Source organism: Nostoc sp. 'Peltigera membranacea cyanobiont' 210A, assembly GCF_002246015.1.
Classification (GTDB): Bacteria; Cyanobacteriota; Cyanobacteriia; order Cyanobacteriales; family Nostocaceae; genus Nostoc.
Window position 1 is genome coordinate 530,196 of the sequence record NZ_NOLJ01000005.1, and the last position, 17,890, is coordinate 548,085.

Below are 17,890 nucleotides of genomic sequence, written 5' to 3' on the forward strand. Positions count from 1 at the left end.
TTTTGTTTTCACAGCAGATATGCATATATATTAAGTAATCCATATCAGATTAACTTTGTCCCCCTTCATCCCCACACGTACTATAAATTCATGTCCATCATCAGCAAAACTTAGCTTCCACAAATAGCTCTGAGTTTCTCCTTGTTTGAGATGACCGAAGTAAGTAGTTGTATAGCCCTCAGACATACGTGGAATTAGTGGGGAACTAACTTGGTCAAAAATTTCTTTGGTAATATCTGCTCTGTAGTCTGAATCACCTACTGTAAGAAAAAGGTCATAATTTCCCGTAGCAGTGGCATCCAAGATAGTCTGCAAACAACTGATGACGTTTTCAGAGGGATTTATCGAATTCATAATCACGTATGCTCCTAAGCGTTAAACCCTAGTCAAGTATAAATCAGGTTACTAGCTATCTATCACTTATCAATAACCTACTATGCTTTCACCCCAAAACTCAAATTTTTTGCAGAAAATCAAAATTATTACATAACTTTGCATTCTTCATTTTCAAACCAGGGATAAGCTGCACTATGCAAGTTGATTTTTTGTTTCTATGATTAGTCGATTTGTTTAATCGGAATTTCAATCCAAAATTCTGTACCTAACCCCGGCTGAGAATCACATCTAAACACACCACCATGTTTATCTACAATAATCTGGTAACTAATTGATAACCCCAAGCCAGTGCCTTTTCCCACTGGCTTAGTTGTGAAAAATGGATCGCAAATTTTTGCCTTCATAGCTTCGGGTATTCCTGGCCCATTGTCCGCAATGCGAATTACTACGCTTTTGATATTGCCTTCAAGTTCTCCAAGAGCAGTACGAATGGTAATTTGACTGTTATGGGAATTTGATTGAGATTCTGTATAATCTTCTAAAGCATCGATCGCATTGCTTAATACATTCATAAATACCTGATTTAGCGGCCCGGCATAGCACTCTACTAAAGGAAGGTTAGTATATTCTTTGACTAATTGAATCGCTGGACTTTCTGGTTTTGCTTTCAAGCGATGCTGCAAAATTAGTAAGGTGCTATCAATACCCTCATGAATATCAACTGGTTTTTTTTCTGCTTCGTCAAGGCGAGAGAAATTCCGTAAACCCAAGACAATCTGCCGGATGCGATCGACCCCAATTTTCATGGAAGATAGAGTTTTGGGCAAATCCTCAATGATAAATTCTAAGTCGATATCGAGTGCGCGATCGCGAATCTCAGAGCTAGGGTTGGGAGCATTTTGCAAATAGAGGTCTAGTATACCGAGTAAATCTTGGGTGTAATCATTGACATGATTGATGTTGCCATAAATGAAGTTCACGGGGTTATTAATTTCGTGAGCAACACCAGCTACCAGTTGACCTAGTGAGGACATTTTCTCAGTTTGGATCAGTTGGGTTTGAGTTTGCTGTAAATCATGCAAAGCTTGAGCTAGCTTTTGAGCCTGCTCTTTGGTTTGATTATGTAATTGGGCTTGTTGGAGTGCAACCCCAAGCTGATTGGCAATTTGAGTAATAAACTTAATTTCCGAGGCTTCCCAATGGCGGGGTGCAGAATTCTGGTAAGCTGCTAGCAAGCCCCATAGCTGTTGCCTGATAAATATAGGTGCGATCGCATAAGCTCTTGCCTGTAATTGCTCTAGAGCTGCAACGTGGCATTGAGAGTGACCAACTTCATAGATGTCATCAACTGCAAAGCTTTCATTGTGACGATATCGCCCACCTTGGGTTTCCTGTAAATAGCTATCTCGCCAAACTGTCTTCGTATCTGAACCTACTAACTTTAACCAGTTATCAACCACAAACTCGGCGATATATTCACCACTCCAATCAGCCTCGAAGCGGTAGACTGCAACTCGATCCGCTTGTAGTGATTTACAGATTTCTTGGGTGGTTGCTTGAAAAATCGCATCTAGATTAAGAGATTCTCTAACTTTCGCCACAACTTCAAACAATACCCGTTGTTGTTCTGCTGCTTGTTGCAAATCTAATGTCTGTTGTTGTGTCTGAGAGAGTAAATCAGCTTGCTGGAGTGCTACGCCCATTTGGGCGGCAATCTGACTGAGAAAGTTAACTTCAGAAGCTTTCCATTGCCGGGGGCCAGTGTGTTGATAAGTTGCTAGTAAACCCCAAAGTTTTTGCCCAACAAAAATCGGCGCAAGCACAAAAGCGTAAATTTGAAACTGCTCTAGATTGTCGATATGACACTGAGTAAACCCCATCTTGTAGATGTCATCGACTGCAAATGTTTCATTGTAGCGGTAACGTCCTCCTTCTGTATCTTGTAAGTAGGTGTCATTCCAAATTGTATTAATACCTAGTTCCGACTCATTCGACCAGTATGGACTAGCAGCCTCGAAATCCCCGACAAATTCACCACCCCAATTAGCATCGAAACGATAAACAGAAACGCGATCGGCTTTAATTAATTGACAAACTTCTTTAGTTGTGGTTTGAAAAATCGTATTTGTGTCTAAAGATTCTCGAATCTCGGCAATAACTTTAAACACAGCCTGTTCTTGTTCAGCTGTGCGTTGTAACTCAGCGGTGCGTCTTCTAACTTGTTTTTCTAAATTTTCATTGAAGGTTTGCACTTGTTGGTATAATTCATACTGCTGGATTGCTGAAGCAAAGTGTTTACTGAGGTTTCTAGCCAGTTCAATTTCTTCAACCGTCCATTTTTGAGCTTGTGCTTTTTTAGATTCGCGCCAAACCTCAAAGGATCGTCGGGGGTACTGTTGCCTTTGATCGCCCTCATGCTCCCCCGCCCATAAAGTTTCTGTATCTACTTCATTGCGGAAAATACTTAAGTAGCCCAACAACTGCTGACGATACTGGAGTGGGATCATCAACACGCTGCGAATTTTAGTTGGTTGAAAAGCAACTTGCAAAGTTCGCAAGCCAGGAGTGTTATATATATCTGAAATTGCCCAAACATCGTATTTACTAGACTTGTAGTGTTCGTGCCAGACACTATACTGCTCGATTAGTGGATATATAGTTTGTTCTGGCATTACAGGTTGCTGTCCACAGATATAAAGCTTGATACAAGTATTTCCTGGTATTAAGCATTCTGTTAAGCTGGTGACGTTGCCATTGTGGACATCAAGAGCTTCATTTCTAATGCAAAGCCTGCCACCTACGCCATCAAAGGCAGCAACAGCCGCTTCTAGGGCTGGCTGTAAGACAATCGTCGGCAGTGAATGTAATAGGGTAGCAATGCGGTTAACGATCGCTTCTCGTTCGGCTGTTTTGCGAACTTGAGTGTGAAGGGTACTTTGAGCGATCGCCATTGACAGTTGCTCGACTACCATTTGTATTGCTTCTAGCTCATATTCTGAAATCAAACGCGCTTCAGAATTATGAGAAACCAGCAACCCCCAAAGTTGATCTTGATAGAGAATAGGCGCTACTACAGAGGATTTTACGCCCATTGTCGTCAAATATTCAATATGGCAGGGGTCTACAGGGCGGTAACGGATCTCCTCTGAGATAGTTTCTCCATTATCCAAGTCACGCAGGTGAATTTGACCAATCTCTTTAGTCTCAACATTCACAACCGAACGCACCCGTGATTTGATAAATAGTTCACGGGCATAGGATGGGATGTCATCGTAGGGAAAATTTAGTCCTAGTAGCGACGGCAAACAATTTTTATTAATCGATTCAGCAATCACTTGACCACTACCATCGGGATGAAATTTGTAAATCATCACTCGATCGGTTTTTAATAGCGATCGCACCTCTGCTGTTGTCACTGTGATAATTTCTTCTAACTCTAAGCTGCGTCGGATACGGTTTGTAATGCGGCGTAATAAACTTTCTTCATCGCGACATAAGGAAAAATCTTGTTCAGGATTGGAGGTCATTGTTTATAGCAAAATAAATTAATAATTTGAAAACTGAAATAATTAAATCTAAAGACATTCTGAAATTTATTTGATCATTTTGTCTTCAGTAAAACTACGGTCAAATCATTAATAAAAATATTTTTTTGCCTTTTATCAAAATTCACCAAAACATCATAAAAAAAGACGCTAAAAAGATTGCGTCTGTACTAGCTACAAGAGAAATTTCTTGCTTTTTAGTTTTAACTTTTTGTTGACAGACTAATGTTCAACAAAATTAAACTTTTGTGTTGTCAGCAAAGCGGATTTTTAGATAGTCATTTTCCATCTTTGCTCCGGCTGGTTGTAGTGCTGCTAAGGCTTGTGGCAAAACTAAGTTACGACGATGGTTGCCAATAGTGATGTTTAATTCGTCTCCAGTTTTACTGAGTTGAACTTGGTCTTTAGGAATACCCGGTAAGTAAAGTTCTAAGCTGTATTGGTTTTCCTCTTGCACTACTCTCAGAGTTGTTTCTTTGTAATAAACCTGAGTTGGATCTTCATCTTTATAAAGAGTTTCTTTCAGGCGTTCTAATGAAGCCAATCCACACATTTCCTCAGAAAATAGAGGAACTTCTTTCACAGGCAGAGGGTGAAAATCATCATGAATTTCTCGGCGATATTGCTCCTGACTTTCCTTCCAACGTTGAAAAAATGGGTCTTGGACTTCATTGGGAATAATCCGATTAGCCACGACTAAATCTGTTGCAACATTATACAAACTCAGATAAGCATGGGCACGGAGAGACTCTTTAATCACCATTTTTTCGGGATTCGTTACCAGACGCACTGAGGTTTGAGTATTATCTGTTAATACTTTTTCCAGAGCTTCAATTTGTTCATAAAACTCAAAAGGTGCGTCCATTACCTCTTTATCAGGTAGCGAAAAACCAGCAATTGGTCTAAAGAAAGGTTCAACCAGGGGTCGAAGTGCCACCGAGATGTTTTGAAATGGTTTGTAAAAACGGCGCATATACCAGCCACCGACTTCAGGTAAACTCAGCAAACGCAGTGCTGTGCCGGTGGGGGCTGAGTCGATAATTAAGACATCAAACTCACCTTCATCGTAATGGCGTTTCATCCTTACCAAGCCAAAAATCTCATCCATCCCTGGTAAAATTGCCAATTCCTCTGCCTGTATGCCATCTAAACCCCTTGCCTGTAAAACTTGGGTAATATAACGCTTCACAGCACCCCAGTTTCCCTCCAGTTCTTGCAGCGCATCCAGTTCAGCACCCCAGAGATTTGGGCGAATTTTGTGGGGTGCGTGTCCCAGTTCCATATCAAAACTGTCTGCAAGGGAGTGGGCGGGATCTGTACTTAAAACCAACGTCTGATAGCCTAGTTCCGCACAACGCAGTCCAGTTGCAGCAGCAACGGAAGTTTTGCCCACGCCGCCTTTACCAGTCATTAAAATTACACGCATAAATGCTTCTATCCTGCCTGAGAATTTTTTACATTTATTTACATTATCGACTGTTTAAGGAAAATAAATGTTGTTTCAACACGTCTAGGCATTATTATGAGCGTTTACCCTAACTCATCCGTTGGGTTTTGCTGCAATAACTGGTCAAGCTTAGTTTCCAGTGCTGAGAGTTTTTTAAGAATTGTGGGGCGATCGCCATCAATAGAAATTAGTAAATTGGTTATTCTCTCTTGTATATTCGTTAATTGTGCGACTGCATTCTGAATTTGGAGCATTCCTTCTCGGAGTTCTTGGCGTTCCTGACGTGCTTCCGCCATTTCATCTAACATAGCTTGGACTGTTTTAGCATTACTCTCAATTAGATGTTTGAGTTCTTTATCAGTCATTGCGATCGCGCTTTGGAGTTGAGTTTATTATTAACTCTAAAGTATTGAGGGATTTTGTTTCAATCCCCAGTAGGGCAGCACAGTTGTGCTACCCTGTACTATGGTTTAACTACCTAAAAATTGCGATCGGGGCTGTTTACTGGCAATTAGATTTTTTACTCTCCTGACAAATACCTATACCTGTAGACACTAGTCATTACAAGGCTTAAGGGTTACTTTTTGTGTGCTAACTTTGGGTAATTTTTAGCACTACAAAAAGTGAAGTGTTCTTGTTGCACTTGAGATAACCGACTGCTGCGGTTATCAAGCCCTCATCCCACTCCACAAGATTGGATAATTTATTTATTGGAAATTCCTAATTCACAGTCCCAACTACATTTTGCTGTAGAGGAACGCCACTAAAGGCAATTACCTCAACATTCAAGACATTCAAGGTAAATTGATCTCGCTTAATGGTGTAATTGTTGGGACTGCCTGTACCCGTAATAATGTAATCACTTTTGAAATTAGACAGAATTAGCTTATCCGATCCCGATCCACCATCGATCGTGGCATTACCGTAACCAACATCAAATATGTCGTTTCCACCTCCACCCTTAATCAAGACATCGGCAATAGCGCCCCCTTGGTCGGAAACAGTATTACCGTTAGCATCAATTCGACGAGCTTTGAATTTATCGTTACCGTTTCCGCCATCAATCGTGCCGCCTTGAATGCCAATGCTGGTGCCATAACCAGTAAGGATATCAGCTCCTGCCCCTTGATAAATAATGCCATCAGTATTAAGAATACCTGTGCCTTGACTAATGCCAGTGCCAATGAGGGTATCGTTGCCATCGCCTAAATTGATTGTGCCACTGTTAACAATGCCTATACCTACACCAGGTGCAAGCTCCACTGGCCCTTGCCCAAAAGGGTCATCAGCGTAGAACCCTGCACCGCCTGTGCCTGTGCCAGAGAGATAGTCGTTTCCCTGCCCTCCAGCGATCGTGCTACCCTTGCTGTTGGAGATGCCTATACCCCTACCCGCATAGTACGATCTAAAAGGTTCTTCGCTTGCATCACTGCCCTTGCCGATACCAACAATAGAATCGTTTCCTTTCTCTCCACTAATTACACTACCACCACTGTTGAAGATACCTGTACCTTCTCCTCCAGTACTACTAGTTCCACCAGTTCCAGTTCCCTTGATGGAATCGTTCCCTTCTCCTCCATTAATGTTGCTGCCCTGAGTGTTAGAGATTCCTATAGCATTCCCCTCAAATACTCCAATTCCAGTTCCCTCGATAGAGTCATCCCCAAATCCTCCATCAATGCGGCTCTTCTGAGTGTTTTGGATGGCTATAGTGATGGCTCTATTTCCACCACCTCCGGTTCCGGTTCCCTTGATCAAATCTTTTCCGTCTCCTCCATTAATGTAACCACCCTGAGTGTTAGAGATTCCTGTACCAGGTTGAAAGCTTCTATACCCGGAACCACCACTGCCTGTGCCAGAGATCGTATCGTCTCCACTCCCTGCATTGATGATGCCACTGTTAGCAATGCCTGTGCCTGTGCCACCAGCGTCATTGTCGTCGCCGCCGGTGCCACTACCCTCGATAGTATCGTTACCTGCTTGAGTATCGATGACTCCGTTTTTTAGAACCTCAATTCCAATTGCTGGGATTGCGTTATCCTCTTGTCCCACCACTAGATCGGAACCAGAAGTGCCTAAGAATGGGGGTAAAGAAACAATTAGTCTGGACATAATATAATTTTCCGCAATTGTGTGTGATGAAGTTTTAAAAGCTGAAAGTCTTGCTCTTTGAAGAAGAATTTTCTAAGTCAGAATTTCAGCAGTTTGAAAAGTTTTCGTATCTAATCAAAAATTCGGGGTAAGCAATTATTCATTATTCTGCTGTCCACGATTTTCCCATTGGGATGTAAGAGAAGATTTCTGGCGAATAATAATCAGCAGTAGTTTCTAAACAACGGTTAGGCAATGCCAGATCAAGTAAACGACAATTCATCTTCATCAAGCTAGTACCTGTTTACTTTACGCTGGAGGCACAAGTTTTATGCAGAGTCAGCCAATTTTTTATAAAAGTTCATAAAAAAAATCCTGCCTGATAATTTCACAACATCGTGCATATTGATTTATCAGTTCCGGCTCACACCATAAATAAATTATGATCAGTTACAAGATTTAGATAAAGCACAGAGTGAGTAGAGATTAGCCGCGCAGGGAAATTTATCAATTGCATATAGTGTCACCCAGCAAGGTTGTACCTCCTTCACAACAAACCAGCCGAAGCAGGTAAAATTTGCAATATCTTGGGAAAAACTTTCATATACTCATCAATAACCAGAACTATTCCCAAAAAAATCTTGTCCAAGAATTAAGTTATACTGCAAGGATTTCAGGGAAGATGAGCAATACCAACATCGTATATGTATGTTTATTCCTCTTTCTGATAATTGTCTTGTTTAATATGCTAGCAAGGCAGATTCAGACAAATTCTTTCCCCGTAGCTGAACAACAGGTAATCAGAGTTTTATTTATTGGTAACAGCTATACATATTTCAACGATCTTCCTTGGTTGACACAACAGTTGGCTGCTTCGGCAAAAGAACCTAAAAAGTTAGAAACTGAAATGGTTGTGATTGGTGGAGCTACACTTCAAAACCACTGGAAACGTGGTAAAGCACTCAGACTTTTGAAAGCAAAACGCTGGGATTATGTAGTACTGCAAGAGCAAAGTACTTTACCAATTACCAATCCCCAGGAAATGTACAAGTACGCTACTCTGTTTGATGCCGAGATTAAGCGAGTTAATTCTCAAACAGTATTTTACTTGACTTGGGCAAAGCAAAATCAACCAGAAACGCAACAGATATTGACTGATGCTTACATGAGCATTGCTAAAGAACTAAAAGCTAAAGTTGCACCCGTGGGAACTGCTTGGCAAAAAATTCAGGAAGCGAATCTGAAATTAAACCTTTACACCTCCGATCGAAGCCACCCTAGTCCGATTGGCTCGTATGTAGCAGCGTGTGTATTATATACAACATTGTATGAGAATAGTCCTGTAGGCTTAAATCGCCGTATATATAGTAGTAATACTAGTACGCCACAACAAAACAACAGAATTGAGTTGGAAAGTTTAAGTGAAACAGATGCCCAAATGATTCAACAATTAGTTGAATACATCGTCAGAAAGATATCGGAATAGTCTGTTGTATGGTTAAAAGGATAAGAAAAAGTTTTTAGCCTGCATTCAGACTTTTCACTTTGAAATCAACTTGGCTTGAGATAACTTAGTGAAGCTAGTGTAATCTAGCGTAATTACCACGTTAGTTTTTTGGGATAGCTGGGTAGTATAAATTACCTAAAAAACTAATTTGGTATATAGCGATGTTCAAGACTAAATTATCAGAATCCCGTACTTCGAGGGAACTTAATCCCTCAAAGTTCATGGATCGCCATATTGGAGCGATCGCAGCTTTAATTTTAATTAGCTTACTGAGTTCATTGAGTGGTACACCATTTGACCATAACATCTCTAACGGCTGGGAAGCCTTTGTTTGGGGATTGGCAGATCCAGTAATTAGCTTGAATTGTTTAGTTGGTATTGTTGCAATTGGCTTACTCTCATCTGTGTTTGTTCGTGGCGCTGCGATCGCTGGATGTTTTGTCTTGGCAACAGTTTTGGGCATTGTAATTCATATATTTCAGTTAGATTTACCAGGCACAGAAATAGCCATTGCCATTTCTACCATCGTTTTTGGTACTATGCTGATGATGCCAAATCAACTAAACTTTCTGGTGCTTGCTCTAGTAGGCATCAGTGCTGGTTTATTTCAGGGTTACGCTAATGCTGAATCTATTGTTAGTGCAGGAACAATATCAGTAGTTGCCTATATACTAGGTATTGCCTTAACTCTGTTTGCCGTTGCCATGAGTGCTAGAGCAATTGGTGTTGGGATGGGTATGGGAGAGATAAACCGAACTTTACCCTGGAAAATCAGCCTTGGTGGTTTCGCTTTGTGTGCGATCGGTATCGTGTTTTTGAGCAATTCGCTTATTTAAATCAGATATTTCAATTCAGTGGAATACATTCATTCGTGGGGGCGTACACCTAGCTGTGCGCCCCCACTGCGTTTTCAGACTGGACAAGCAAGCATTCTAGTGAATAAGTTGATGCACCTCTGCGCTAATCTAGAGGCTATATATAAATAAATAAAAAGTTATGACACCTGAAGAAATTGCGGGTACGCTCACAGAATTATTTGACACATCGGCTGTTGCTACGACTGCTCCTGGATCGTGGCAAGTTGACACTCCTAATTTTCGGCTGTTGGTGCTGCTTTCCGAAGATAATACTTGGCTGCGAGTTTTACTGCCTATTCTGCCCATCCAAGAAGCCCAACCATTTTTAGAACAGTTCCTCGAAGCCAACTTCGATGACACTCAAGAAGTACGTTATGCTTTATATGAAAGAGTAATTTGGGGAGTATTTCAACATAACATTGATACTTTAGTGAGTGCAGATTTATCCAATGCAATTAACCGACTTGTATCTCTCCATCAAGCTCGATTAGATAATGTCTTTAATCGACTAATTGAAAGCCGCATCCGGCAAATTATTCAGGCAGCAAAACAGCAAGGACAATCTCTGCAAGCTACCATGCAAAGCTTAGAACGTTTTTACGCCGAAGGAATGATGGGCGAAATAAATCAAACTTCACAAGGGCGAGAAGAAGTCCTAACTGCTTGGCGGCGTCAGTTAGAACGTTTATGGAATGAGGGTTAATTTCCATTTTTAAGTTTTCATATTCAACCAATTTACAGATATATTTATCTATCATGGATGTCATTGAAATCCTCAAAGAAGACTATCAAAGATTCCCAGTCAATCAAACTTACAGTATTTATGCTCCAGAGGTTTATTTTCAAGACCCGCTGAATAAATTTCGTGGTGTTAAACGTTACCAATTAATGATTAATTTTATCCAAACTTGGTTTTTAAATCCCAAGATGGACTTACATAATATTCAACGTTTAGGAGACACAATAAAAACTGAGTGGACACTCAGTTGGAATACTCCTCTCCCTTGGAAGCCACGGATCTCTATTCCTGGTTGGAGTGAATTAGGTCTGAACTCTGATGGTTTGATTATTTCCCATATCGATTATTGGAACTGTTCACGCTTAGATGTGGTGAAACAGCATTTTTCCTCTTGAAAAAGTGGATGATTCAAATAATATAATTACCGTCAAAATCTTCATGGTTTCTAGTGAGGACTTTAGTCCTCTCTGACGAGATGCTACGCAAACAAAATCAGAACTGAAGTCTTATATAGCGTTTACTAATCACATGAGGTACATCATAGTCCCCTCCTCGCTTGCGGGGAGGGGGTTGNGGGTGGGGTTGTTGTACCTCACTCAACTGAGAACCGCTATATCATGTCCGCTTGATTACTTATTAAACCCGAAGAACCCCACCCCGCCAAAGCTACGCTTTGTCTCCCCTCCCCGCAAGCGGGGAGGGGATTAAGGGGTGGGGTGACTGTGGTTAGCATAACTAATTACGCGGACATGATATTACTACTACACTAGATATAGCAACGAAAGCCACTAATTATTATAATGGTTGCTAAAAATCCTGAAATATCTGCTGAATTAACTATACATACTACAGAATTTGTATAAGATATTTTCCCTCTTTATAAGGGGTTAATAACTACCCAATTTCTGGATAAAATCCTCATGTTCAGCAGACTGCAAACCTGCTTGTAAAACCTTCAACACACCCTGCATATTACCTGCTAATAACTCCGTCGCCGCTAACCACAACCCTGGAAATACCCGACTTCGCAAAATGCCTTCATTGTCAGGTACTAATTCCAGATATTCACCCTGTTCCAGAGAAAACCAAGTCAATTTTTGGTCTAAAACTTGCCAAACAATATATTCTTTGACACCGTTGCGACGATAAGCCTGTTTTTTACCATGAAGATCGATAGCCGCACTACTAGCAGCAATTTCCACAACTAACTCTGGCGCACCTTCAATATAATCATCTTCACTCAGCCGCGTTTGACCACCTGCTTCCGGTACAATCAACAGAACAGCATCGGGTTGAGGTTCGTTATCTAAGTCTAAGCGGACAGTAGGTTCAACTCCCAATGCTACACCAGAAGTCGCAGCTTCGTAAGTACCAAGCCATGTCAAAATCCAACCATGCGGTTGACCGTGACTTCGGAAACGCAGAGCAGCAGGCATAATATAGACAATTCCTTCGGTTAATTCAGCTTTTTTCAGGTTAGGGGTGGCATTATAGCGACGCTCAAATTCGTAGCGGGTGAGTTTGTCGCCATTTTCCAAAGGAGGAATTGTCCAAGGCTGGGAGGGTGTTTTCACCATAATTGTTGTGAAAATGAGCTTGTGTACATCTTAGCGAATTAGGTAAAAACGCAACCGACTAGGGAATGAGAAATTATTGAAGAAGAATTCAGAAGTCAGAATGGGCTTACGCCCCGCTGCGCTAACAGGAATCAGAATCACTCTTTGTGGGGATTCAGACTCGCCACTGATAGCGGGGAGAGTATAGAATTCATTCTGAATTCTGACTCCTAACCCGGATTTCTCACGCATAGTGTAGGCTTCAGGGGAAGAGGAGTGTGGGAAGTGTGGGGAGTGTGGGGGGTAAGACTTCTTCCCCATCCTCCCAGACCTCCCACCCGATTTTTTAATCGGTGATTGCCAGGGCGTTCAGTTGGGTAAGACTTCTTCCCCATCCTCCCACACCTCCCACACCCCTTGGATTTCTCACTTGTGAGAAATCCAGGCTGACTCCTGACTCCTGAATTCTGTTTGAACATTAAGATTTTTTTACAAAATCACCAGCAATGTTGTTGAAATTGATAGCTGTATCCCAAGCAGTAAATAGATTTCAGCCATATCGCCTCCCAGAAAACCCGCAACAAACCTTATTTTTTTTCAGCCAGCAGGTTTGAGAAAATCAGAAACGATTTAATAATCAAGCACTTATAAGTAAATGGGATGAATTAAAGATAATACCTCTCTCCAAACCTCTCCCCTTCTCTACCAACGACACGCTGGGCGATGCCTACGGCGGTAAACTACGCACCGAAGGGGTTGGTGGTAAGCTCTATCTTATATTTTTTACGCCCACTTACTTAGTTATTTTGAGTTTAAAAGGGAGACACAAACATGAAATTGGCTTACTGGATGTATGCTGGCCCAGCCCACATCGGCACTCTGCGAATCGCTAGTTCTTTTAAAAATGTTCATGCGATTATGCACGCTCCCATTGGCGATGACTACTTTAACGTCATGCGCTCTATGCTATCGCGGGAGAGGGATTTTACTCCGGTGACAACCAGTGTCGTCGATCGCAACGTTTTGGCACGTGGCTCTCAAGAGAAGGTGGTAGATAACATCGTCCGCAAGGATGCCGAGGAACACCCAGATTTGATTGTGTTAACTCCCACCTGCACCTCCAGTATCTTGCAAGAGGATCTGCACAACTTTGTTGAACGGGCGCAGTTGGAAGCGAAAGGAGATGTAATGCTGGCGGATGTAAACCACTACCGCTACAACGAACTGCAAGCCGCCGATCGCACCTTGGATCAAATCGTCCAATACTACATTGAAAAAGCGCGGAAGCGGGGCGAATTGGCTGAGGGCAAAACAGCGAAACCCTCGGTGAACATCATCGGTACTACCACCCTTGGTTTCCACAACAATCATGACTGCACCGAACTCAAACGGCTGATGGCTGATTTGGGAATTGAGGTAAATACCTTAATTCCTGAAGGTGCTTCGGTAAATGACTTGAAAAAGATGTCCCAAGCCTGGTTTAACTTGGTGCCTTACCGTGAACTCGGTTTGACTACAGCTCGTTACCTAGAAGAACAATTTGGCACACCTTATATAGACATTACTCCAATGGGTGTAGTGGAAACTGCCCGTTGTATTCGTAAGATTCAGCAGGTAATTAACGCTCAAGGTGCAGAAGTTGACTACGAAAACTTCATCAATGAGCAAACCTTGTATGTATCTCAAGCTGCTTGGTTCTCCCGTTCGATTGACTGTCAAAACTTGACTGGCAAAAAAGCTGTGGTTTTTGGTGACAATACGCACGCTGCCGCCATTACCAAGATTCTGGCGCGAGAAATGGGGATTCATGTTGTTTGGGCTGGAACCTACTGTAAATATGATGCAGACTGGTTCCGCGAACAGGTGAGCGAGTATTGCGATGAAGTGCTAATTTCCGAAGATCATGGTGCAATTGGGGATGCGATCGCTCGTGTCGAACCCTCTGCCATTTTCGGCACCCAAATGGAACGTCACGTTGGTAAACGCTTGGATATTCCCTGCGGCGTAATTGCAGCACCAATCCACGTCCAAAACTTCCCCATTGGTTACAAACCATTTATGGGTTACGAAGGCACAAATCAGATTACAGATTTGATCTACAATTCCTTCACTTTGGGAATGGAAGATCACCTATTAGAAATCTTTGGCGGTCATGATACCAAAGAAGTTATTACTAGGGGAATCTCTGCTGATTCTGATTTGAATTGGACAAAAGATGGTCAAGCAGAATTGAATAAGATTCCGGGATTTGTTCGCGGTAAAGTGAAGCGTAATACTGAAAAATTTGCCCGCGATCGCGGTTTTAAAGAAATCAACGCTGAGGTATTGTACGCCGCCAAGGAAGCTGTGGGGGCTTAGTTTTTTAGCCGACAAATAAAAATTAGTGGGGAGTTAAGAACAATCTTGACTCCCCGTTTTTATGGTGTATTGATTATAAATAACATAATGAAAATGCCATCGGGTTTAATCATTCAAGATGAAAAAATAACTAAATACCTACTTGTTTATCAACCTAAAAGTGATAAATCAAGATATTTAGCTTTAGCAGGATATAATCTTGATAACTGGGAACTTCTTAAGAACGATATAATAAATGCTGTAGAAAGTTCTGAAATTGCAAAAGTTACCCCTAGTGATTGGGGGACTCAGTTTGAGGTTCAAAGCGAGTGGTCTGGGCCTAATGGTCGATTAATTAAGGTAATTACTATCTGGCAACAAGAGGAAGAAACAGAAGTTGTTAGATTTATAACACTATATCCTGATAAATCACGGGAGAGTTAAACGATGACAACAGCTAGTTTATTTCAGTGGGTAGAACTGAAGCAAGATGTTCCTAATAGCCCTGCAAAAGCTGGCAATAGGGGGGTTGTATTGGATCATCTACGTCCTACTAAAACTCAGCAAGAGCCAGGATATATTTTAGAAGTCTTTAAGGACGGTGAAACTCTAGATGTAGTTACCGTGCCTATTTCCTGGGTCAACCTTCTACCTGAAACCTGGGGAAGTATTGAACATGATACAAGACAGATAGTTTAAGACAATCAAGAAATTGAATTGCAATGCTGCAAAGTTTACCGGAGATATTGATCGGGGTTTTCTCCTACATCAGAATTATCAAATTTTAATGTACCTATTAAAGGTAAAATTGGATCGAATTCGGAGATATTTTCCTGTTTAACTGATTGAGATAAGGATTGTAGAATTAAATCTTCTAAAGATAGATTCAGCTTTTTTGCCTGGGCAGTTAATTTACTTTCTAGTTCATCTGACAACTGTATTGTTAAGATTTTAGCCATTTTATTCACCAGTTACGAATCAGAAAAAGAACATTATAAGTGAGTATTTAACTAAGATGTTTATAATCTCATTATATGGCTAAATATAAAGTGGAAGAAAGTCTTTGTCTAGCTTGGAAAGAATTGCAACTATTTGTAGGATGTGAATTATCAGTTTTACGTACTATTCAATAATAATTTCAGTTAACAGAATATAAAACTATTACAGCACCAATAAATTTGTCTGCGATCGCGGTTTCAAACAAATCAATGCTGAGGTATTGTACGCCGCGAAGAAGCTGTCATGGGTTAGTTTAGCGGGTTAGCTATTTTTAATTTTGAGATTAACTTCAATCGTTTCGCTGAAACATCAGTGAAACGATTTTTTAGTAGTATTACTCAGGACAACTTTAGTCAGATCAGTATAGTTTTTAATAAACCACCCATATAAGGTATAAGGCAATGAATCAAGTTATTAATTTCTACGCAACAGTAGTCAACTGTAAAAACTCAGAAAGAGACTGTCCAAATACTCTTAACATGAATCGACTAAATAATGAACAAAATAATCCTGCCTTAGATTCTCCACCAAGAGGATTTTACACAGAAGGAAATCCCGAAAATATCCAAGTGATGCTTGTTGCCAAAAATCCCGGACATATTATTAACGCTGAAATTGGCTACTATAGAGGTTCACCTAAAGATATTGCTCAAAAACATATTGATTGGAATCGGGGGTTATTTACTGGTAATGTCATAACAAAGCCAGGAGAAAAGGGTAATCTAGTTTTCCACAAAAATATATTGAACTATATGTCAACTATACTGGAAGTTGATCAAGGTGAAGTCTTTAAGTATTGTGTCCTGACTAACCTTGTCAAATGTTCAACAATTGGAGAACAAGATAAACTAAAAAACAATACTATCAAAAACTGTTTTCGATGCCACTTGATGCGTGAAATGACTTTTTTTAATCCAAAAGTAATCATTGCTTTTGGAAGAGAAGTTGAAAAATTTCTTCATAGCTATAAAAGTTTACATGGGAAGCCAGTAATTTATGTGAAGCATCCAAGCTACCACTATAAAAAAGATGAGAAAGATTCTAAAATCTTAATAATTAAGTCAGAAATAAGAAAATATTTAAATCTACAAATATAGGAAATATCCCACCATGTCCAATCAGACAAACTTGACTGATGCTCGTAACAACCTAGCCGAACTCTGCGATCAAGTAATTGCAGATAGAGAAGTGGTAATTATTACCCGACAAGAAGGCGAAAGCGTCGCCCTAATTGCTGTTGATGAACTAGATAGTTTACTAGAAACATCTCATTTACTTCGTTCACCTAAAAATGCAGTCCGTCTATTAACTGCTTTGGAAAGAGCAAAAGCTAGAACTTTAAAATCTCAAAGTATTAACGAACTACGTCAGGAGTTGGGTATTGACGAAGAAGAAGAAAGATGAAAGCCAACCCCAAGAAAATAAAGTTCGAGATGCTGTATTTCGTCCATACTTTCGGGAATACCCCGCTTATTGGGTAGAAACAAGTAATCATAACCGTCCACATTAATAAATTTAATAATGTTAGTTCGGTTTTGTAACAAGACTGAAAAGCAAGAAACTTTTCAGTCCGTGAGAATTTATTGCATACTTGGGTTAACTGAAGCTTAATTTAGTTTTTGTTTTTGGATTTGTTCCCATTCCCCTTGAATACTTTGTAATGCCTTCAAGGTGCAATTTAAACGAGCTTTCTTTAACTCAGGAGTCTCTTTTTGGAATAAACTCGGAGAATTTATTACTTTATGTAGTTCAGATTGGGTGGAATGCAAGCGATCGCTCAAACAGCGTTCAAAGACTTCATCATTACCACTGCTCACATTTTCTACTAATTGGCGATATATATACTCTTTAGAACTGATTTGACTATTGAGGGCGATATTAACAATTTCCTCGATTAACTTGTGGTAGGAGTCAGATAAGGAATCAGATAGTACGGCTGGCGTAGGTTCTGCTGCTAGATTATTTGTTTCAGAAGTAGAGGGATCGGATATTTCTTCTTTAGTTGGCGTTACGACAGTTTCCTCAGAAGTAGGAGATTCTTCTTTGGTGGGTGCTGGTAAAGTTTTCCGAGAATTTGTAGGTGAAGAATTTGCTTTAGAATTAGATAAATAATAATCTGCTAAAGAACCGCAGAGAAACTCTTCACGAAAACGGTTGATTTTGGCACGTGACTGGATTTTGTGGTAACGACGTTTCTGATACCATAAACCAGAAATCAGTAAGCCTGCAATGGCTCCTATGCCAACTCCTGCCATAGCAACCTTGCCATCTTCTAAAGCTTGGTTTTTTTGCTCAGATTCAACAGTCGGATTGGAAGATGCACTTTGAGCAATAGCATAGTCACTTGCTGAATTTAGCTGCACACTAGTGGCGATCGCCGCAGCCGACAGTATAAGTCTAAATATAAACTTTGATTTCCACATAATTTTACAGGTTAAAAATATGTTGTCTATTTCTGGAGACTAACCGCCTCCCC

General features: G+C 40.6%; 19 protein-coding genes. 9 read left to right on the forward strand and 10 right to left on the reverse strand.

Features of this window, described 5'->3' with window-relative positions; genetic code table 11:
• Positions 1-30: 30 nt before the first annotated feature.
• The 6 genes from CDG76_RS18295 to CDG76_RS39120 all read right to left on the reverse strand — a co-directional run bounded on the left by CDG76_RS18295 (position 31) and on the right by CDG76_RS39120 (position 7,708).
• Positions 31-354: a hypothetical protein gene (locus CDG76_RS18295; RefSeq protein WP_094350378.1), complete on the reverse strand. Its 324-nt coding sequence runs from the start codon at positions 352-354 to the stop codon at positions 31-33.
• 203 nt (positions 355-557) lie between these two features.
• Positions 558-3,863, reverse strand: coding sequence for a GAF domain-containing protein (locus tag CDG76_RS18300; protein WP_094350379.1), 3,306 nt, complete (start codon positions 3,861-3,863; stop codon positions 558-560).
• 256 nt (positions 3,864-4,119) lie between these two features.
• The gene (locus tag CDG76_RS18305) at positions 4,120-5,307 is read right to left on the reverse strand and encodes a TRC40/GET3/ArsA family transport-energizing ATPase (RefSeq protein WP_094350380.1); all 1,188 of its coding nucleotides are present in this window, start codon (positions 5,305-5,307) and stop codon (positions 4,120-4,122) included.
• 104 nt (positions 5,308-5,411) lie between these two features.
• Entirely contained in the window at positions 5,412-5,693 is a 282-nt protein-coding gene (locus CDG76_RS18310; RefSeq protein WP_094350381.1) for a hypothetical protein, read from the reverse strand.
• A gap of 355 nt (positions 5,694-6,048) precedes the next feature.
• Positions 6,049-7,440 (reverse strand): calcium-binding protein, encoded by a 1,392-nt coding sequence (locus CDG76_RS18315; protein WP_094350382.1) that lies wholly within the window; start codon positions 7,438-7,440, stop codon positions 6,049-6,051.
• A 142-nt stretch (positions 7,441-7,582) separates the two neighbouring features.
• Positions 7,583-7,708: a hypothetical protein gene (locus CDG76_RS39120; protein ID WP_262984336.1), complete on the reverse strand. Its 126-nt coding sequence runs from the start codon at positions 7,706-7,708 to the stop codon at positions 7,583-7,585.
• Positions 7,709-8,101: 393 nt separating this feature from the next.
• Here CDG76_RS39120 and CDG76_RS18320 point away from each other — a divergent pair, with 393 nt between their 5' ends.
• From CDG76_RS18320 to CDG76_RS18335, 4 genes are all read left to right on the forward strand, one after another.
• Positions 8,102-8,905, forward strand: coding sequence for an SGNH/GDSL hydrolase family protein (locus CDG76_RS18320; RefSeq protein ID WP_143854114.1), 804 nt, complete (start codon positions 8,102-8,104; stop codon positions 8,903-8,905).
• Between the two features lie 182 nt (positions 8,906-9,087).
• Entirely contained in the window at positions 9,088-9,762 is a 675-nt protein-coding gene (locus CDG76_RS18325; protein WP_094350384.1) for a HupE/UreJ family protein, read from the forward strand.
• Between the two features lie 160 nt (positions 9,763-9,922).
• A complete protein-coding gene (locus CDG76_RS18330) occupies positions 9,923-10,486 on the forward strand; it encodes a hypothetical protein (protein WP_094350385.1) in 564 nt (187 codons plus the stop codon).
• Positions 10,487-10,539: 53 nt separating this feature from the next.
• The gene (locus CDG76_RS18335; protein WP_094350386.1) at positions 10,540-10,917 is read left to right on the forward strand and encodes a DUF2358 domain-containing protein; all 378 of its coding nucleotides are present in this window, start codon (positions 10,540-10,542) and stop codon (positions 10,915-10,917) included.
• A gap of 492 nt (positions 10,918-11,409) precedes the next feature.
• Here the strand turns inward: CDG76_RS18335 and CDG76_RS18340 are convergent, their stop codons facing one another.
• Entirely contained in the window at positions 11,410-12,099 is a 690-nt protein-coding gene (locus tag CDG76_RS18340) for a Uma2 family endonuclease (protein WP_094350387.1), read from the reverse strand.
• Positions 12,100-12,308: 209 nt separating this feature from the next.
• Complete coding sequence (locus CDG76_RS37430; protein WP_190240892.1) at positions 12,309-12,473, reverse strand: hypothetical protein; 165 nt, start codon at positions 12,471-12,473, stop codon at positions 12,309-12,311.
• 436 nt (positions 12,474-12,909) lie between these two features.
• Here CDG76_RS37430 and bchB point away from each other — a divergent pair, with 436 nt between their 5' ends.
• The 3 genes from bchB to CDG76_RS18355 all read left to right on the forward strand — a co-directional run bounded on the left by bchB (position 12,910) and on the right by CDG76_RS18355 (position 15,114).
• Positions 12,910-14,436 carry a ferredoxin:protochlorophyllide reductase (ATP-dependent) subunit B gene (gene bchB, locus CDG76_RS18345; RefSeq protein WP_094350388.1) on the forward strand — a complete coding sequence of 509 codons (1,527 nt, stop codon included), beginning with the start codon at positions 12,910-12,912 and terminating at the stop codon, positions 14,434-14,436.
• 93 nt (positions 14,437-14,529) lie between these two features.
• A complete protein-coding gene (locus CDG76_RS18350; RefSeq protein WP_143854115.1) occupies positions 14,530-14,859 on the forward strand; it encodes a DUF6883 domain-containing protein in 330 nt (109 codons plus the stop codon).
• A 3-nt stretch (positions 14,860-14,862) separates the two neighbouring features.
• Positions 14,863-15,114 carry a DUF4926 domain-containing protein gene (locus CDG76_RS18355; protein WP_094350390.1) on the forward strand — a complete coding sequence of 84 codons (252 nt, stop codon included), beginning with the start codon at positions 14,863-14,865 and terminating at the stop codon, positions 15,112-15,114.
• 35 nt (positions 15,115-15,149) lie between these two features.
• On the opposite strand, the gene CDG76_RS18360 is transcribed toward CDG76_RS18355, so the two are convergent.
• Positions 15,150-15,374 carry a hypothetical protein gene (locus CDG76_RS18360; RefSeq protein WP_223265272.1) on the reverse strand — a complete coding sequence of 75 codons (225 nt, stop codon included), beginning with the start codon at positions 15,372-15,374 and terminating at the stop codon, positions 15,150-15,152.
• A gap of 441 nt (positions 15,375-15,815) precedes the next feature.
• Here CDG76_RS18360 and CDG76_RS18365 point away from each other — a divergent pair, with 441 nt between their 5' ends.
• Both CDG76_RS18365 and CDG76_RS18370 read left to right on the forward strand, forming a co-directional pair.
• The gene (locus CDG76_RS18365; protein WP_094350392.1) at positions 15,816-16,511 is read left to right on the forward strand and encodes a uracil-DNA glycosylase family protein; all 696 of its coding nucleotides are present in this window, start codon (positions 15,816-15,818) and stop codon (positions 16,509-16,511) included.
• Positions 16,512-16,524: 13 nt separating this feature from the next.
• Positions 16,525-16,818 (forward strand): type II toxin-antitoxin system Phd/YefM family antitoxin, encoded by a 294-nt coding sequence (locus CDG76_RS18370; protein WP_094350393.1) that lies wholly within the window; start codon positions 16,525-16,527, stop codon positions 16,816-16,818.
• A gap of 203 nt (positions 16,819-17,021) precedes the next feature.
• Here CDG76_RS18370 and CDG76_RS18380 read toward each other — a convergent pair whose 3' ends face one another.
• Positions 17,022-17,837, reverse strand: a complete 816-nt coding sequence (locus CDG76_RS18380; RefSeq protein ID WP_094350394.1) for a hypothetical protein — start codon at positions 17,835-17,837, stop codon at positions 17,022-17,024.
• Positions 17,838-17,890 lie beyond the last annotated feature (53 nt).

What these genes read in the sequence shown, in the direction of transcription:
- bchB (WP_094350388.1), top strand. Translation starts at nt 12,910, where the DNA reads ATGAAATTGGCTTACTGGATGTATGCTGGCCCAGCCCACATCGGCACT.
- CDG76_RS18340 (WP_094350387.1), bottom strand. Translation starts at nt 12,099, where the DNA reads ATGGTGAAAACACCCTCCCAGCCTTGGACAATTCCTCCTTTGGAAAAT.
- CDG76_RS18305 (WP_094350380.1), bottom strand. Translation starts at nt 5,307, where the DNA reads ATGCGTGTAATTTTAATGACTGGTAAAGGCGGCGTGGGCAAAACTTCC.
- CDG76_RS18360 (WP_223265272.1), bottom strand. Translation starts at nt 15,374, where the DNA reads ATGGCTAAAATCTTAACAATACAGTTGTCAGATGAACTAGAAAGTAAA.
- CDG76_RS18300 (WP_094350379.1), bottom strand. Translation starts at nt 3,863, where the DNA reads ATGACCTCCAATCCTGAACAAGATTTTTCCTTATGTCGCGATGAAGAA.
- CDG76_RS18315 (WP_094350382.1), bottom strand. Translation starts at nt 7,440, where the DNA reads ATGTCCAGACTAATTGTTTCTTTACCCCCATTCTTAGGCACTTCTGGT.
- CDG76_RS37430 (WP_190240892.1), bottom strand. Translation starts at nt 12,473, where the DNA reads ATGGGGAAGAAGTCTTACCCAACTGAACGCCCTGGCAATCACCGATTA.
- CDG76_RS18320 (WP_143854114.1), top strand. Translation starts at nt 8,102, where the DNA reads ATGAGCAATACCAACATCGTATATGTATGTTTATTCCTCTTTCTGATA.
- CDG76_RS18295 (WP_094350378.1), bottom strand. Translation starts at nt 354, where the DNA reads ATGAATTCGATAAATCCCTCTGAAAACGTCATCAGTTGTTTGCAGACT.
- CDG76_RS18365 (WP_094350392.1), top strand. Translation starts at nt 15,816, where the DNA reads ATGAATCAAGTTATTAATTTCTACGCAACAGTAGTCAACTGTAAAAAC.
- CDG76_RS18325 (WP_094350384.1), top strand. Translation starts at nt 9,088, where the DNA reads ATGTTCAAGACTAAATTATCAGAATCCCGTACTTCGAGGGAACTTAAT.
- CDG76_RS18335 (WP_094350386.1), top strand. Translation starts at nt 10,540, where the DNA reads ATGGATGTCATTGAAATCCTCAAAGAAGACTATCAAAGATTCCCAGTC.
- CDG76_RS18310 (WP_094350381.1), bottom strand. Translation starts at nt 5,693, where the DNA reads ATGACTGATAAAGAACTCAAACATCTAATTGAGAGTAATGCTAAAACA.
- CDG76_RS18330 (WP_094350385.1), top strand. Translation starts at nt 9,923, where the DNA reads ATGACACCTGAAGAAATTGCGGGTACGCTCACAGAATTATTTGACACA.
- CDG76_RS18355 (WP_094350390.1), top strand. Translation starts at nt 14,863, where the DNA reads ATGACAACAGCTAGTTTATTTCAGTGGGTAGAACTGAAGCAAGATGTT.
- CDG76_RS18370 (WP_094350393.1), top strand. Translation starts at nt 16,525, where the DNA reads ATGTCCAATCAGACAAACTTGACTGATGCTCGTAACAACCTAGCCGAA.
- CDG76_RS18380 (WP_094350394.1), bottom strand. Translation starts at nt 17,837, where the DNA reads ATGTGGAAATCAAAGTTTATATTTAGACTTATACTGTCGGCTGCGGCG.
- CDG76_RS39120 (WP_262984336.1), bottom strand. Translation starts at nt 7,708, where the DNA reads ATGAAGATGAATTGTCGTTTACTTGATCTGGCATTGCCTAACCGTTGT.
- CDG76_RS18350 (WP_143854115.1), top strand. Translation starts at nt 14,530, where the DNA reads ATGCCATCGGGTTTAATCATTCAAGATGAAAAAATAACTAAATACCTA.